15 protein-coding genes are annotated in these 15,373 nt (G+C 70.2%); all 15 read left to right on the top strand.

Annotated features, from left to right (window positions below; translation table 11 throughout):
• Window position 1 precedes the first annotated feature (1 nt).
• The gene (pafA, locus tag OFY01_RS30125) at window positions 2-1,363 is read left to right on the top strand and encodes a Pup--protein ligase (RefSeq protein WP_266605296.1); all 1,362 of its coding nucleotides are present in this window, start codon (window positions 2-4) and stop codon (window positions 1,361-1,363) included.
• Window positions 1,364-1,488: 125 nt separating this feature from the next.
• Window positions 1,489-2,505 (top strand): FKBP-type peptidyl-prolyl cis-trans isomerase, encoded by a 1,017-nt coding sequence (locus OFY01_RS30130; RefSeq protein WP_266605297.1) that lies wholly within the window; start codon window positions 1,489-1,491, stop codon window positions 2,503-2,505.
• Between the two features lie 92 nt (window positions 2,506-2,597).
• Window positions 2,598-2,972 (top strand): FKBP-type peptidyl-prolyl cis-trans isomerase, encoded by a 375-nt coding sequence (locus OFY01_RS30135; RefSeq protein ID WP_266605299.1) that lies wholly within the window; start codon window positions 2,598-2,600, stop codon window positions 2,970-2,972.
• Between the two features lie 249 nt (window positions 2,973-3,221).
• Window positions 3,222-4,175, top strand: coding sequence for a helix-turn-helix transcriptional regulator (locus OFY01_RS30140; protein ID WP_266605301.1), 954 nt, complete (start codon window positions 3,222-3,224; stop codon window positions 4,173-4,175).
• A gap of 59 nt (window positions 4,176-4,234) precedes the next feature.
• Window positions 4,235-5,203 carry a helix-turn-helix transcriptional regulator gene (locus tag OFY01_RS30145; RefSeq protein WP_266605303.1) on the top strand — a complete coding sequence of 323 codons (969 nt, stop codon included), beginning with the start codon at window positions 4,235-4,237 and terminating at the stop codon, window positions 5,201-5,203.
• Between the two features lie 4 nt (window positions 5,204-5,207).
• Entirely contained in the window at window positions 5,208-5,516 is a 309-nt protein-coding gene (locus OFY01_RS30150) for a hypothetical protein (protein ID WP_266605305.1), read from the top strand.
• Window positions 5,517-5,571: 55 nt separating this feature from the next.
• A complete protein-coding gene (locus OFY01_RS30155) occupies window positions 5,572-5,766 on the top strand; it encodes a hypothetical protein (protein ID WP_266605307.1) in 195 nt (64 codons plus the stop codon).
• 236 nt (window positions 5,767-6,002) lie between these two features.
• Window positions 6,003-6,293 carry a Sec-independent protein translocase subunit TatA gene (gene tatA, locus OFY01_RS30160; protein ID WP_266605309.1) on the top strand — a complete coding sequence of 97 codons (291 nt, stop codon included), beginning with the start codon at window positions 6,003-6,005 and terminating at the stop codon, window positions 6,291-6,293.
• Window positions 6,294-6,339: 46 nt separating this feature from the next.
• A complete protein-coding gene (gene tatC / locus OFY01_RS30165; RefSeq protein ID WP_266605311.1) occupies window positions 6,340-7,311 on the top strand; it encodes a twin-arginine translocase subunit TatC in 972 nt (323 codons plus the stop codon).
• Between the two features lie 114 nt (window positions 7,312-7,425).
• On the top strand, window positions 7,426-10,239 hold the full coding sequence (locus OFY01_RS30170; RefSeq protein ID WP_266605313.1) for a DEAD/DEAH box helicase: 2,814 nt from the start codon (window positions 7,426-7,428) through the stop codon (window positions 10,237-10,239).
• 502 nt (window positions 10,240-10,741) lie between these two features.
• Complete coding sequence (locus OFY01_RS30175; protein WP_266605315.1) at window positions 10,742-12,442, top strand: sensor histidine kinase; 1,701 nt, start codon at window positions 10,742-10,744, stop codon at window positions 12,440-12,442.
• The gene (locus tag OFY01_RS30180) at window positions 12,439-12,846 is read left to right on the top strand and encodes a roadblock/LC7 domain-containing protein (protein ID WP_266605317.1); all 408 of its coding nucleotides are present in this window, start codon (window positions 12,439-12,441) and stop codon (window positions 12,844-12,846) included. The genes OFY01_RS30175 and OFY01_RS30180 overlap by 4 nt, the downstream gene beginning before the upstream one ends.
• Complete coding sequence (locus OFY01_RS30185) at window positions 12,843-13,253, top strand: DUF742 domain-containing protein (protein ID WP_266605318.1); 411 nt, start codon at window positions 12,843-12,845, stop codon at window positions 13,251-13,253. Before OFY01_RS30180 ends, OFY01_RS30185 begins: the two co-directional genes overlap by 4 nt.
• Complete coding sequence (locus OFY01_RS30190) at window positions 13,234-13,878, top strand: GTP-binding protein (protein WP_266605319.1); 645 nt, start codon at window positions 13,234-13,236, stop codon at window positions 13,876-13,878. Before OFY01_RS30185 ends, OFY01_RS30190 begins: the two co-directional genes overlap by 20 nt.
• Before the next feature lie 77 nt (window positions 13,879-13,955).
• Window positions 13,956-15,373 (top strand): cytochrome P450 (locus OFY01_RS30195; RefSeq protein WP_266605321.1); only part of this gene is annotated, 1,418 nt, incomplete at its 3' end.

Below are 15,373 nucleotides of genomic sequence, written 5' to 3' on the forward strand. Positions count from 1 at the left end.
CATGGACCGCCGCATTTTCGGGCTGGAGAACGAGTACGGCGTCACGTGCACGTTCAGGGGACAGCGCCGCCTGTCTCCTGACGAGGTGGCGCGGTACCTCTTCCGCCGTGTCGTGTCATGGGGCCGCAGCAGCAATGTCTTTCTGCGCAACGGGGCCCGCCTGTATCTCGATGTCGGGTCACATCCGGAATACGCAACGCCGGAGTGTGACAACGTGACGGAGTTGGTCACGCACGACAAGGCGGGCGAGCGCATTCTGGAGGGCTTGCTCGTCGATGCCGAACGCCGCCTGCACGAGGAGGGGATCGCGGGCGACGTCTATCTGTTCAAGAACAACACCGACTCGGCGGGAAACTCCTACGGTTGCCACGAGAATTACCTGGTGGCGCGGCACGGGGAGTTCTCGCGGCTCGCGGACATTCTCATTCCGTTCCTGGTCACACGGCAGTTGCTGTGCGGCGCGGGGAAGGTGCTGCAGACGCCGCGCGGTGCGGTGTACTGCGTGAGCCAGCGGGCCGAGCACATCTGGGAGGGCGTCAGTTCGGCGACGACGCGCTCTCGGCCGATCATCAACACGCGCGACGAGCCGCACGCGGACGCGGAGCGCTACCGCCGTCTGCATGTGATCGTGGGCGACTCGAACATGTCGGAGACGACGATGCTCCTCAAGATCGGTGCGACCGATCTTGTGCTGCGCATGATCGAGGCCGGAACGGTGATGCGTGATCTGACCCTGGAGAACCCGATCCGGGCGATCCGCGAGGTCAGCCACGACATCACGGGCCGCCGCAAGGTGCGCCTGGCCAGCGGCCGGGAGGCGTCGGCGCTGGAGGTTCAGCGCGAGTACTACGAGAAGGCCGTGGACTTCTGCGAGCGCCGGGGCATCCGCACCGGCACCGTGGAGCGGGTCCTGGAGCTGTGGGGCCGGGCCCTGGACGCCATCGAGTCCGAGGACCTGGACCGGATCGGCACCGAGATCGACTGGGTCATGAAGTACAAGCTGATCGAGCGGTACCGGGCCAAGAACAACATGACGATGTCGCATCCCCGGGTCGCGCAGATAGACCTCGCGTACCACGACATCCACCGGCGCCGGGGCCTGTACTACCTGCTGGAGAAGAAGGGTCAGGCCGCCAGGATCTGCGACGACCTGCGGATCTTCGAAGGCAAGTCGGTGCCGCCGCAGACCACGCGCGCGCGGTTGCGCGGTGACTTCATCCGGCGTGCGCAGGAGCAGCGCCGTGACTTCACCGTGGACTGGGTGCATCTGAAGCTGAACGACCAGGCGCAGCGCACGGTGCTGTGCAAGGACCCGTTCCGCAGCGTGGACGACCGGGTGGAGAAGCTGATCGCCGGAATGTAGCGGACGGCTGTGGAGCGTGTGCTCGACCCCGTGCGAATCATTCGTACGGGGTCGTCGCGCGGCCTCGGAACGGGTGCGGGAGGGCCTAGAGTGGCCGCACCGTATTCGAGTGATAGAGGACCACTGTGCGACGCCGAATTGCAGCTCTACTCATCGTGCCGGCACTGGCACTGACCGCGACGGCCTGCGGCAGCGACAACGGCAAGAAGGACACGGCGGACAAGGCGGACTCGTCCTCGTCCGCGCAGGCGACCGCCGTGCCGAAGGCGGTCGACACCGCCGCGCCGATGCCGAAGGTGACGGGCGCGTTCGGCAAGAAGGCGACGATCACGGTGCCCAAGGGCGACCCGAGCGGCAAGTTCGTCGTGCACACGCTGTCGCAGGGCAGTGGCCCGGTGGTGAAGAAGAACGACCTGGTGTCGATGAACTTCACCGGCAAGGTGTGGAAGGGCGGCAAGGACCTCGGCACCACCTACGGCGCCAAGGGCGGCGGTGACCAGATGGTGGTCGCGGGAGCGGCCGCGGGCCAGCTCCCGGCGTTCGCCCAGGCCGTGGTCGGGCAGAAGGAAGGCAGCCGGGTGCTGGTCGTGGCGCCGCCTGCCGCCGGTTTCGGCTCCCAGGGCAATCCGCAGGTCGGTATCTCCGGCTCGGACACGCTGATCTTCGCCGTGGACGTCGGCAAGGTGATCCCGAAGAAGGCCGAGGGCAAGCAGGCCGCGATCCCGTCGAACCTTCCGCAGGTCAAGGCGGACGCGCCCGCGCCCGCGGTGATCTCGGTCCCCAAGAGCGCCCCGCCGAAGAGCCTTGTGGACAAGGTCCTCATCCAGGGCAAGGGCGCCGAGATCAAGAGCGGCCAGACGGTCACGATGCAGTACAGCGGCGCCGCCTGGCAGCTCAACGAGGGCAAGGACAAGGCGGAGCTGTTCGACTCGACGTGGAAGACGGGCCGCCCGTTCACGACGGCCATCGGGGCGGGCCAGGTCATCAAGGGCTGGGACAAGGGTCTGGTCGGCAAGCACGTCGGTGACCGGGTGCTGCTCGTGATCCCGGCCGACGAGGCGTACGGGAAGCAGGACAAGGGCAAGACGCTGCCCGCGAACTCGACGCTGGTCTTCGTGGTCGACATCCTCGCCGCGCACTGAGCCGCTTCGGTTCCGCGGGCGCCGGATGGCAGACTGTCCCGGTTGCTCGCATGCAGAGGGCAGCACAAGCAGCAGAAGCTGGAGCGATTTACGTGAAGAACCAGGACAAGCCTGAGGTCGACTTCCCCGGCGGCGAGCCCCCGGCGGACCTTGAGATCAAGGACCTGTGGGAGGGCGACGGGCCGGAGGCCAAGGCGGGCGACAACGTCGCGGTCCACTACGTGGGCGTGTCCTTCTCCACCGGTGAGGAGTTCGACGCCAGCTGGAACCGGGGCACTCCGCTGCAGTTCCAGCTCGGCGCGGGCATGGTCATCGCCGGCTGGGACAAGGGTGTGCAGGGCATGAAGGTCGGCGGGCGCCGCCAGCTGATCATCCCGCCGCACCTGGCGTACGGCGACCGTGGCGCCGGTGGCAAGATCGCGCCGGGCGAGACGCTGATCTTCGTCTGTGACCTGGTCTCCGTCTGATCGGACGCGCCGCATGCCGGTCGATGACCGGATGTGAACGAACCGAGGGTCATTGCCTCCTGGCAATGGCCCTCCCGTCTCCCTCCACCGCCCTCAACCGGCTCCCTTCGGGATGCACCTCTTGTCCTCGGCTTTTGCCACGACACCCCGGAGCGGTACGGTCAACGGTCGGGAGCTTCGTGACGGAGTCCGCGGAGCCCGCGGGGCCGGGCGGAGCCGGCGGAGTGCGGAGAGGGCGAGAGGGCGTCGATGGCGATTGCCAAGGCCGAGCGGCTGATGAATCTGGCGCTGTGTCTGCTCGGGGCGCGCCGTCCGCTGGCCAAGCGCGAACTGCGCGCCTCCCTAGAGGCATATCTGGAGGCGGGCAGCGACGACGCCTTCAACCGCATGTTCGAGCGTGACAAGGACGATCTGCGCGAGCTCGGCCTGGTCATCGACACCGTGGAGAACCTGGACGGCGAGGTCGGCTATCTGGCCCGCCGCGACAGCAACCGCCTGCCGCCCGTCTCGCTCGACGCCGAGGAGGCCGCCGCGCTCGGCCTGGCCGCGAAGGTGTGGCAGCAGGCCCGCCTCGCCGGTGCCGCGAGCGGAGCCCTGCAGAAGCTGCGCGCGGCCGGGATGCCGGAGGACGTGGACCCGTACGAGACGCACGGCGCTCTGGAGCCCCGCATCCCGGTGCACGAGGCTGCCTTCGAGCCGCTGATGCTGGCTTGCCGGGACCGGCGGCCCGTCGTCTTCGACTACCGCAAGGCGACCGCCGCCCGCCCCGAGACCCGGCACGTCGAGCCGTGGGCCCTCGAGTGCTGGCGCGGCCACTGGTACCTGGCGGGCTGGGACCGCGACCGGCAGGCCGAACGCGTCTTCCGGCTCTCCCGGATCACCGGCAGGGTGCGCTCGCGCGCCGGACGGTTCCAGGCGCCCGTGCCGGACGTGGTGACGGTGCGCGAGACCGTCGCCGGGTGGGCGGGGGAGCGCGCCGACCGTTCGGCGCTGATCAGGCTGCGCGCGGGCGCGGGCTACCCGCTGCGCGCCAAGGCGGTCTCGGTGCGGGACCTCGGCGACGGCTGGGACGAGGTGGAGATTCCGTACGGGCACGGGCTCGACGCCTGGCTCGTCGAGTTCGGCCCCGACGTGGTGGTGCTCGAACCCGCCGAGCTGCGGGCGGACGTGGTGGACCGGCTGCGCGCCGTGGCCAAGGGCTGAGCGCGGGCCGCGCGCGACCGGGCAGGGCAGGGCAGGACTGAGGAGAGCGAGCAACGAGCATGGCCGTCAACGCCATCGACCAGACGCGGCGGATGCTGTCACTGGTGACGTATCTGCGCGAGCGCCCCGGCGCCCGCGTCAGCGACGTCGCGCGCGCCTTCGGCATCACCGAGGACGAGCTGATCAGCGACCTCGACGTGCTTCCGCTGTGCGGCACCAGCTTCCGCGGCGGCGACCTGCTCGACATCGACACCGACGGAGACCGCATCTGGTGGCACAACCCGGCCGCCCTGTCGGCGGAGGCCGCCGAGCCGCTGCGGATCGCCGCCGACGAGGCGACCGCGCTGCTCGTGGCGGCGCGCGCGGTGGCCACGCTGCCGGGACTGCGCGAGAGTGACCGGCTGGCGCTGCTGCGGGCTACGGCGAAGCTGGAGGCGGCGGCCGGTGAGGTGGCGAGCGCATCGGCGCGGCTCTCGGTCACCTTCGAGTCGGAGGGCGGGGTCTTCGCCGACGTCGACCGGGCCATCTCCGAGCGGCGTCGGCTGTGGATCCGCTACTACTCGCCCGCGCGCGACGAGGTGACCGAGCGGGAGATCGACCCCATCCGCCTCGTCAGCGTCGGCCACACGTACGTGGAGGCGTGGTGCCGCAGGTCGGAGGCACGGCGTACGTTCCGGCTCGACCGGGTCGCGGAGATCCGGGTGCTCGACGAGGCGTCGCGGCCGCCGCAGATCGAGCCGCGTGACCTGTCCGAGGGGCTTGTGCAGCCCGCCGCGGAGGACCCCGAGGTCGTCGTGGAGGTCGGCCCCGGCGGGCGCTGGGTCGCCGAGTACTACCCGCACGACAGCGCCGAGGAACTGCCCGACGGCGGGCTGCGCGTCACGCTGCGCACGCCGGACCCGTCCTCGCTGCGCAGGCTCGCGCTGCGGCTCGGCGGGGACGGACACATCGTGGCCCCGGCCGACCTTGCCGACAGCGCGCGGCAGGCGGCGCGTCAGGCGCTCGCCGGGTACGACGAGGCGGCGTGAGGCGATGGCCGACACGACGACCACTGCGCCCGGGCACGCCGGGCACGGCGAGCGTACCGGATCTTCAGGACATTCAGGTCACCTCGGGCAAGGCCCCGTCGTGTTCAAGGCCGCCTGCCCTCAGTGCCGGGCGCGGTTCGAACTGGCGGCGGCCGCGCTGCGGTTGGCGATCGGGGCGAGCCGCAGGACCACGTTCTACTCGTTCACGTGCCCGGAGTGCGGGTCGGCGGTGCGCAAGCCCGCGGGCGAGCGCATCATCGAGCTGCTCACGGGTGGCGGGGTGAGCACCCTGCGGCTGCACCGGACGGTGTAGCGGGCGGCGCGGCGGCTGGTGCGGCGGTCGGCCGGGCAGGCGTTAGGCTCGGCGCATGTTCTGGGCGATGCTGGCGGTTGCTGTGGGTTTCGTGGGGCTTACCGTGCTGGCGGTCTTCGCGGCCAAGGTGTTCGTCGAGGCGCACCGCCTCGGGCGTCAAGTCGCGGACACGACACGGCGGATCAACCGCGCGGCCGAGGACCTGGAACGGGCGGCCGTGGGCGTGGCCCGTGCCGCGGACGCGTCGTGATTGCTCAGGTCAGGCGTTTTGGGTCACTTCGCCCTGTCACCTTGCCTCTCCGGCCAGGTACGCTGCTGGTCGCGGCCCGGGATCCGAGGCGCGGTCCGCAGAGAGCGGGAGTATGCACAGGGATTGTTCTGCGTTCACCCCTGCGCGTTACGATCGCTGCCAGCACGATGGTCAGACAGTTGTCCGACCCGTCGGACACGCCCAGCCGCCCCGCCTCAGTGAGAAGGTGAAGACTTATGTTCCGCAACGCACTTGAGCCGTGGCACTTGGTGCTCCTGGTTCTGGTGATCGTCCTTGTGTTCGGATCCAAGAAGCTTCCGGACATGGCGCGCTCGCTCGGCAAGTCCGCGCGCATCCTGAAGAGCGAGGCCAAGGCGATGAAGGGCGAGAGCAAGTCCTCCACCACCACGACCCCCGCCCAGCCCGCCGAGGAGCAGTCCGCTCAGCGCACCATCCAGTCCGCGCCCGGTGATGTGACCAGCTCCCGCCCGGTCAACGAGCCGACGGACACCACCACCCAGCGCTGACGAGAGGGCCGGGCGTCCGGTCCGTTGCACGAGATGAGGATGTGGGTTGCCCAAGTCTGCCCGCAAGCAGGAGAGAGATCCCGAGGGGCGGATGCCGCTCGCGGATCATCTGCGTGAGCTGCGCAACCGGCTCACGAAGGGTGTCCTGGCGATCGTCGTCGTCACGATCGTGGCCGCCTTCTTCTACCGGGACATCATCGACTTCATCACCGAGCCGCTTCTGCGCTCGGTCGGTTGCACGCAGTCCTTCGGGGAATTGGCGAAGTCGAAGAACACCCACTGTGCGCACCTCACGGTCAGCGGCCTGCTGGCGCCCTTCACGCTGGCACTGAAGGCATCGCTGACCGCCGGTGTCGTGGTGGCGGCACCGGTCTGGCTCTACCAGGTCTGGGCGTTCGTCGCGCCGGGCCTGCACCGCCGCGAGAAGAAGTACGCCTACGCGTTCGTCGGCTTCGGCTTCCCGCTCTTCATCGGCGGCGGCTACCTCGCCTACCACGTGCTGCCCACCACGGCGAAGGTGATGATCGACCTCACGCCCAAGGGCGCGGAGAACCTGCTGCCACTGGACAACATGCTCGATCTGGTGACGCGCATGGTGGTGGTCTTCGGCCTCGCCTTCGAGATGCCGCTGCTGCTCGTCATGCTCAACCTCACCGGCATCCTGTCCGGCAAGCGCATGAGCGGCTGGTGGCGCGGCATGGTCGTCGGCATCGCCGCCTTCGCGGCCGTGGCCACGCCCGGCGCCGATCCGATCTCGATGCTGGCGCTCGCGGCGCCGATCTGGGTGCTGTTCTTCACAGCCGTGGGCTTCTCCCTGTTCAACGACCGGCGCAGGGCACGCCGGGAGGCCGAGGGTCCCGGCGACGACGAGGCATCCGACCTCGACCTGACCCCGGAGGACATCGGCGAGGTCGAGTCCGTGTCGGCCGGGCACGTGCTGCCCGAGCAGGCGAGCGGCGAGGCCGACCGGGGCGGCCGGGGCGGTGACCGGATCAACGGCTACGACGACGTGACCTGAGCCCGTCCGAAGCGCTGATCACGGCCCGTGCCCCGCAGGGGGCGCGGGCCACTGCCGGATCTCCGGGATAATGATCGTCCGTTGTCAGTGGTGGCCGGTAGGCTCGAAAGCACGATGACAGAGGACCTCTCACCGGCCGAGCGTTATGCGGCAGCCCGACAGCGGGCCGCCGAGCAGGCCACCGCGCTCGCGTCGTTCCGCGAGATGTACGACTTCGGTCTCGACCCCTTCCAGATCGAGGCGTGCCAGGCGCTGGAGTCCGGCAAGGGCGTTCTGGTGGCCGCGCCCACCGGCTCCGGTAAGACGATCGTCGGCGAGTTCGCCGTGCACCTCGCCCTCAAGCAGGGCAAGAAGTGTTTCTACACGACGCCCATCAAGGCGTTGTCGAACCAGAAGTACCAGGACCTCGCCAAGCGGTACGGCGCGGACAAGGTCGGCCTGCTGACGGGCGACAACAGTGTGAACGGCGACGCGCCGGTGATCGTGATGACCACCGAAGTGCTGCGGAACATGCTGTACTCCGGCTCCCAGGCGCTGCGCGGCCTCGGCTATGTGGTCATGGACGAGGTGCACTACCTCTCCGACCGCTTCCGCGGCGCCGTCTGGGAAGAGGTGATCATCCACCTCCAGGAGTCGGTCACCCTCGTCTCCCTGTCGGCCACGGTGTCGAACGCGGAGGAGTTCGGTGACTGGCTGGACACGGTGCGTGGCGACACCGAGGTCATCGTCTCCGAGCACCGGCCCGTCCCGCTCTTCCAGCACGTGCTCGCCGGGCGTCGCATGTACGACCTGTTCGAGGAGGGGGAGGGTCACAAGAAAGCCGTCAACCCCGATCTCACGCGCATGGCGCGTATGGAGGCCAGCCGCCCCTCGTACCAGGACCGGCGGCGCGGTCGCGCCATGCGCGAGGCCGACCGGGAGCGCGAGCGCAGACAGCGCTCCCGCACGTGGACCCCGGGCCGCCCCGAGGTCATCGAGCGGCTCGACTCCGAGGGCCTGCTGCCCGCCATCACATTCATCTTCAGCCGCGCCGCGTGCGAGGCGGCGGTGCAGCAGTGCCTGTACGCGGGGCTGCGGCTCAACGACGAGGCGGCGCGCGCCCGCGTCCGCGAGATCGTCGAGGAGCGCACGGCCTCCATCCCCGACGAGGACCTGCACGTCCTCGGCTACTTCGAGTGGCTGGAGGGCCTGGAGCGCGGTATCGCCGCCCACCACGCGGGCATGCTGCCGACCTTCAAGGAGGTCGTCGAGGAGCTGTTCGTCAAGGGCCTGGTGAAGGCCGTCTTCGCCACCGAGACGCTCGCCCTCGGCATCAACATGCCGGCCAGGTCGGTGGTCCTCGAAAAACTGGTGAAGTGGAACGGCGAGCAGCACGCCGACATCACTCCCGGTGAGTACACGCAGCTGACCGGGCGTGCGGGCCGCCGCGGCATCGATGTCGAGGGCCACGCCGTGGTGCTCTGGCAGCGCGGCTTCAGCCCCGAGCACCTGGCCGGCCTGGCGGGTACGCGCACGTACCCGCTCAGATCCAGCTTCAAGCCGTCGTACAACATGGCGGTGAACCTGGTGGAGCAGTTCGGCCGGCACCGCTCGCGCGAACTGCTCGAGACGTCGTTCGCCCAGTTCCAGGCCGACAAGTCGGTCGTCGGCATCTCCCGCCAGGTGCAGCGCAACGAGGAAGGGCTCGCCGGGTACAAGGAGTCGATGACCTGCCACCTCGGCGACTTCGAGGAGTACGGGCGGCTGCGCCGCGAACTCAAGGACCGCGAGACGGAGTTGGCCAAGCAGGGCGCGGCGCAGCGCCGCGCGCAGGCGGCCGCCGCCCTGGAGAAGCTCAAGCCGGGCGACGTGATCCACGTGCCGACGGGCAAGTTCGCGGGCCTCGCGCTCGTCCTCGATCCGGGGCTCGCGGCCGGGCGGTCCAACGGGCACCGCGGCTTCGAGGCCCACGACGGCCCCCGCCCCCTGGTGCTCACCGCGGAGCGTCAGGTCAAGCGGCTCGGCTCGATCGACTTCCCGGTGCCCGTGGAGCCGCTGGAGCGGATGCGCATCCCCAAGTCGTTCAACCCGCGCTCCCCGCAGTCGCGGCGCGATCTGGCGTCGGCGCTGCGGACCAAGGCCGGGCACATCGTGCCGGACCGGCACCGTGGGAAGAACCGCTCCGCGGCCGCCGACGACCGCGAGATCGCGCGACTGCGCGCCGAGCTGCGGGCCCACCCGTGCCACGGCTGCTCTGACCGCGAGGACCACGCCCGCTGGGCCGAGCGCTACCACCGGCTGCGCCGGGACACCGCGCAGCTGGAGCGTCGCATCGAGGGCCGGACCAACACGATCGCCCGCACCTTCGACCGCATCGTCCGGCTCCTGACGGAGCTGGACTATCTGCGCGGCGACGAGGTGACCGAGGACGGCAGGCGGCTGGCCCGGCTGTACGGCGAGTTGGACCTCCTGGCGAGCGAATGCCTGCGCGAGGGCGTGTGGGAGGGTCTGAATCCGGCCGAACTCGCCGCGTGCGTCTCGGCGTTGGTCTTCGAGGCGCGGGTCGGCGACGACGCGATGGCGCCCAAGCTGCCCTCGGGGCAGGCGAAGACGGCACTCGCCGAGATGGTGCGGATCTGGGGCCGGCTCGACGCGCTCGAGGAGGACTTCCGGATCAGCCAGGCCGAGGGCGTCGGCCAGCGCGAGCCCGACCTGGGCTTCGCCTGGGCCGCGTACATGTGGGCCTCGGGCAACGGCCTGGACGCGGTGCTGCGCGAGGCGGAGATGCCCGCCGGTGACTTCGTGCGCTGGTGCAAGCAGGTCATCGACGTGCTCGGGCAGATCGCCGCGGCCGCGCCCGCCCACGGCGACTCCACGGTGCCGCGCAACGCCCGCAAGGCGGTCGACGCGCTGCTGCGAGGCGTGGTGGCGTACTCGTCCGTCGGATGAGCGACGGGAAGTGACGTGAAGGGGTGTCGCCCGACCGGGCGACACCCCTTTCGCGCATGCGACGCGGCACACGCCCGTTTTCGGCCCCCTCCGGGGCGCGACGGGTGCCCGGGGCCCGGTCCGAGCACCCGTGAACCTCGTACGAGAAGCCTCGTACCGCCCCGCTGACCAGCGGCGATCGAAGTCAACGGTATTGCATGGCACGGGATTTCGGACAGCCGGACGCGCTTACTCCATGTGTGCGAGCCGCTGCCGAACGTGGAAATGGAGGCGAGTCTATTCCTGTCGGCCCCTCGTGTCAGAGGGTTGCTGAATATGACACGGCGATGATCCGGCGGGACTAAGCTCGCTCACTGCGCACCGAGTTGAGACGGATTCGTGCGCTTGTTCCCCTATGCGCAAAATGGTGCGTGTCGATCCGAGATCCAGGGGGCTCCGCAAGAGCTCCGCGGGGCGGCGCACCGTCGCGAACATCCCCGACCCGACCGTTCAGAGGGCATACATGGTGAGTGTTCAATCGCCTCCCGGTGGACGTGAAGTCCCCTACGCACGCGTGCTGTTGCTGCCCGCCATAGTCATGGCCGCTGCCACCGGCGCGGCCGTCGCCCTGGTCATGCAGCCGGCCCGGCTCGCCGTCGCCCTGTGTGGCGCGCTCGGCACCCTGCTGGTCGTCGGCGTCGCCGCCGAGGCCGTCCGCCGCGGCCGCGTCACCCACGACCTGCGCTCCCGATACGCGCAGCACATCGCCCAGCTCGAAGAGCGCATCGCGGGGCACGAGGCGCAGACCCTGCTGGTCGCCAAGGAGGTCTTCCCGCACGCCCTGTACCGGCTGCAGTGCGGCGACAACCCGGTGACCGCGGTCCGCAACGCCTGCGACTCCGACCCCGCCTTCCGGGCCGTCACCCAGGGCGAGCGGGAGCTGCTGCGGGCCTGCCTGCACACCATCGACAAGCAGGAGGCGTCCAACGAGGCCGCGATGGCCGCGTTCGTGTCCGTCGCCCGCCGCGTCCAGGCCATCGTGCACAAGCAGGCCCAGGAACTGCGCGAGATGGAGGAGGACCACGGCCGCAACCCGGAGGTCTTCGACGACCTGCTCCGCATCGACCACGGCACCTCCCTGATCGGCCGCCTCGCCGACTCCGTCACCGTTCTCGGCGGCGCCCGCCCCGGCCGTCAGTGGCCCCGCCCCGTCAAGCTCTACAGCGTGCTGCGCGGCGCCATGTCGCGCATCCTCGAGTACCCGCGCATCGACCTGCACGCCATCTGCGACGTGGCCGTCAAGGGCACGTCCGTCGAGCCGGTCATCCACGCCTGCGCCGAACTCCTCGACAACGCCACCCGTTACTCGCCGCCGCAGACCCGGGTGCACGTCACCGCCGTCGAGGTGCAGACCGGTGTCGCCATCGAGATCGAGGACGGCGGCGTCAGTCTCAGCGAGGAGGCCCGCGCCAGGGTCGAGCGGATGCTGGAGCGCGCCCAGGCCGGCGTCGACCTCAACGATCTGGGCGAGAACCCACGCCTCGGCCTGTCGATCGTCGGACGGCTGTGCACCCAGTACAAGATGCAGATCGCACTGCGGCAGTCCGCGTACGGCGGCGTGCGCGCCGTACTCATCGTCCCGCGCGAGATGCTCAGCACCGAACCCGCACCCGGCCTCGCCCACGGCATCGGGGCCTCCGCCGTGCCGCGCGTCGACCACAACGGTGTGCCGATCAAGGAGGAGCCGCGGCTGAAGAAGACCCGCCGCCCCACGACCGGGCCACGCCCCTCCGCCCCGCTGCTCCCGCTGGAGGACGACACCCCGGTGGTCACCGAGTGGCGGGCCAACGGCCTTCCGCAGCGGCGCAGGAAGGTCGACACGAAGATCATCGACAACCAGATCATCGTGACTCCGCGCCACCCGGACCTGTCCATGCCGCCCGAGACACCCGGCACCTACCAGGCCACGTCGGCCGGGACCGCGGACACCGCATGGCCGTCCGGGCCCGCCCACGCCGCGCCCGGGGACGGCGAGCACGACGTCGCCGAGCAGCCCGCGCCCGGCCTGTGGGTCGAGGCGTTCATGAACGGGCTCAAGTCCGGTGACGAAGCCGCCGGTTCGGGCCCGGCCGCCCAGTACGACGCGCTGGGCGAGAAGCCCGGCGAGCAGAAGCCGCAGGACGACGCGTACAACCAGCAGGTCGACGAGGGAGACCGCCAGTGATCGAGCAACGGGCCAATTTCGACTGGATGCTCAAGGAGCTCGCCGAGTGCGTGCCCAATGTGCACCAGGTGGTGGTGCTCTCGGCGGACGGCCTGCGCATCGCCCGGCACGGCGGGGACCCCGACGCCGCCGACCGGATCGCCGCCGCCTGCGCCGGACTGCAGTCGTTGGCCTCCGCCGTCGCCACCGAGATCCCGGAGAGCGACGGCCGGATGAACATGGTCATCATCGAGGTCACCGGCGGCTTCTTCTACCTCATGGCGGCCGGCAAGGGCGCGTACCTCGCCGTCCTCGCCGACCAGTACGTCGACTCCGGCCTGGTCAGTCACCAGATGCGCGACCTCGTGATCCGGATCGGTTCGCACCTGACCAGCCCGCCGCGCCGAGGCGGCCACACCGTATGAGTCCACGGCCCCCCGAGCCCCCGTTCCGGGAGCCGCCCCCGCAGCGTGAACGCCGGACACCGACGGGCGACGGCAAGCCCGTCGACCCCGAGCGGCTGTACGTGATCACGGGCGGCACGGACGGCACCGAACGCGCGCCTTTAGACCTGGTCACGCTGATCGTGGCGCGCGGCGACCCGCCGCCGTCCGCGCCGCCGGAGCAGGCCGCGGTGCTGCGGATGTGCCGGACTCCCCTGTCGACGGCCGAGATCTCGGCCTACCTGAATCTGCCGTTCAGCGTGGTCACCGTGCTGCTCGGCGAGCTCCTCGCGGCCGACCTGATCCAGGCGCGCGCGCCGGTGATCCGGGGCGCGGTCGCCGACCGTTCCCTTCTCGAAGCGGTGATGCATGGACTACAAAAACTCTGAGGCAGCCGCGGACGCCACCCTCGGGAGCGTGCACATCCCCGGCCCGCGGGCCGAGGACCGGATGCCCGACACCGTCACCTCCGCCGCCAAGATCGTCATCGTCGGCGGGTTCGGTGTCGGCAAGACCACCATGGTCGGCTCGGTCAGCGAGATCCGCCCGCTGACCACCGAAGAGACCATGACGCAGGCGGGCATCGGTGTCGACGACGACTACGGCAGCGACACCAAGACCGCGACCACCGTCGCCATGGACTTCGGGCGCATCCGGATCACCGACGAGCTGGTCCTCTATCTGTTCGGCACACCGGGCCAGGAGCGGTTCTGGTTCCTGTGGAACGGCCTGTTCGAGGGCGCGCTCGGTGCGGTCGTGCTCATCGACACCCGCCGCCTCGAAGTGAGCTTCGAGGTGATCGGGCGCCTGGAGGAGCGCGGCGTGCCGTTCATCATCGCCAACAACACCTTCCCGGACGGCCCCCGTTACCCCACCGACGAACTGCGCGGCGCGCTCGACCTGGACCCGCACGTCCCGATCATCGAATGCGACGTGCGCCGCCGGGCATCGAGCCGCGACGTGCTCCTGACACTCATGCGCTATCTGCACGAGATGGCGCTGCACCCTGCCTGAGCGCACGCTCCATCTCGTCGACCCGCTACCCGCCTTGTTGTTCCCACGACGTTGTTCACACGACCGGAGCGATCACCGTGACGTCTCCCTCTCAGCCTTACGACGCATCCACCGGACACGATCCGCTCGGCGGCCCGCCGCCGGGCTGCCCCGCGCACGCGCTCGGACCCGACGGGCTGCGCCGCCTCTACGGGCCCGAGGCCGACGCCGACCTCGCCTCCGTCTACGAGAAGCTCCGCGCCGAACACGGCGCCGTCGCACCGGTGCTGATCCACGACGACGTGCGGATGTGGGCGGTGCTCGGCCACGGCGAGAACCTCCACATGGTGCGCTCCACGTCCCAGTACAACCGCGACGCCCGCAACTGGACAGCGCTGAAGAACGGCACCGTCAAGCCGACCCACCCCCTCGTGCCGGTCTTCACCTGGCAGCCGATCTGCTCGTTCGCCGAGGGCGCCGAGCACCAGCGGCTGCGCGGCGCCGTCACCACGGCGATCGAGACCATCGACCAGCGGACCCTGCGGCGCACCATCCACAAGTGCACCCAGCTGATCATCAACCGCTTCTGTGAGCGCGGCACGTGCGAGGTCGTCAGCGAGTTCGCCGAACACCTGCCGATGATGGTCCTGCTCGAACTGCTCGGCGCGCCGGACGCGTACAGCGAGCGGATGGTGCAGGCCGCCCGCGACATGATCAAGGGCACCGAGACGGCCATCGCCAGCAACGAGTACGTGACCGGCGTCCTGGCCGAGTTGACCGCGCGCCGCCGGGCGGAGCCGATCGAGGGTGAGTTCACCAGCAGCCTCATCACCGACCCGGCCGGACTGAGCGACGAGGAGGTCACCCAGCATCTGCGGCTCGTGCTCATCGCCGCGTACGAGGCGACGGCGAACCTCATCGCCAACGTGCTGCGCACCGTCCTGACCGACCCGCGGTTCCGCGCCCAGCTCAACGGCGGGCAGATGACCGTGCCCGAGGCGGTCGAGCAGTCGCTGTGGGACGAGCCGCCGTTCAGCGCGATGGTGGGATACTTCGCCAAGGTGGACACGGAGCTGGGCGGGCAGCACATCCGCGCCGGTGACGGCCTCATCATGGGAATCGCGCCGGGCAACGTCGACCCGATCGTGCGCCCCGACCCGACGGCCCACATGATGGGCAACCGTTCGCACCTCGCGTTCGGCGGCGGGCCCCACGAGTGCCCGGGTCAGGACATCGGGCGTGCCGTCGCGCAGATCGGCGTCGACGCGTTCCTGATGCGGCTCGACGACGCCGAACTGTCCGTTCCCGAGAGTGAGTTGCGGTGGCGCTCCACGATTCTCTCCCGCCACCTGGTCGCGCTGCCGGTGGACTTCACGCCGCGCGAGCCGCAGGAGGCCGTCGGCAAGCCGAGCGCCATGCCGCAGCCGCGGCTCGGCTCGACGCCGCGGCCGCCCGTCCTGTCGCCACCCCCGGCCCCGGTACGGGCAGGGGTCGGGGCGGCCGGGGCGGGGGCGGG

The sequence above is a fragment of the Streptomyces beihaiensis genome (genome assembly GCF_026274175.1).
Taxonomy (GTDB): Bacteria; Actinomycetota; Actinomycetes; order Streptomycetales; family Streptomycetaceae; genus Streptomyces; species Streptomyces beihaiensis.

What these genes read in the sequence shown, in the direction of transcription:
- pafA (WP_266605296.1), top strand. Translation starts at nt 2, where the DNA reads ATGGACCGCCGCATTTTCGGGCTGGAGAACGAGTACGGCGTCACGTGC.
- OFY01_RS30140 (WP_266605301.1), top strand. Translation starts at nt 3,222, where the DNA reads ATGGCGATTGCCAAGGCCGAGCGGCTGATGAATCTGGCGCTGTGTCTG.
- OFY01_RS30145 (WP_266605303.1), top strand. Translation starts at nt 4,235, where the DNA reads ATGGCCGTCAACGCCATCGACCAGACGCGGCGGATGCTGTCACTGGTG.
- OFY01_RS30150 (WP_266605305.1), top strand. Translation starts at nt 5,208, where the DNA reads ATGGCCGACACGACGACCACTGCGCCCGGGCACGCCGGGCACGGCGAG.
- OFY01_RS30155 (WP_266605307.1), top strand. Translation starts at nt 5,572, where the DNA reads ATGTTCTGGGCGATGCTGGCGGTTGCTGTGGGTTTCGTGGGGCTTACC.
- tatA (WP_266605309.1), top strand. Translation starts at nt 6,003, where the DNA reads ATGTTCCGCAACGCACTTGAGCCGTGGCACTTGGTGCTCCTGGTTCTG.
- OFY01_RS30170 (WP_266605313.1), top strand. Translation starts at nt 7,426, where the DNA reads ATGACAGAGGACCTCTCACCGGCCGAGCGTTATGCGGCAGCCCGACAG.
- OFY01_RS30175 (WP_266605315.1), top strand. Translation starts at nt 10,742, where the DNA reads ATGGTGAGTGTTCAATCGCCTCCCGGTGGACGTGAAGTCCCCTACGCA.
- OFY01_RS30185 (WP_266605318.1), top strand. Translation starts at nt 12,843, where the DNA reads ATGAGTCCACGGCCCCCCGAGCCCCCGTTCCGGGAGCCGCCCCCGCAG.
- OFY01_RS30190 (WP_266605319.1), top strand. Translation starts at nt 13,234, where the DNA reads ATGGACTACAAAAACTCTGAGGCAGCCGCGGACGCCACCCTCGGGAGC.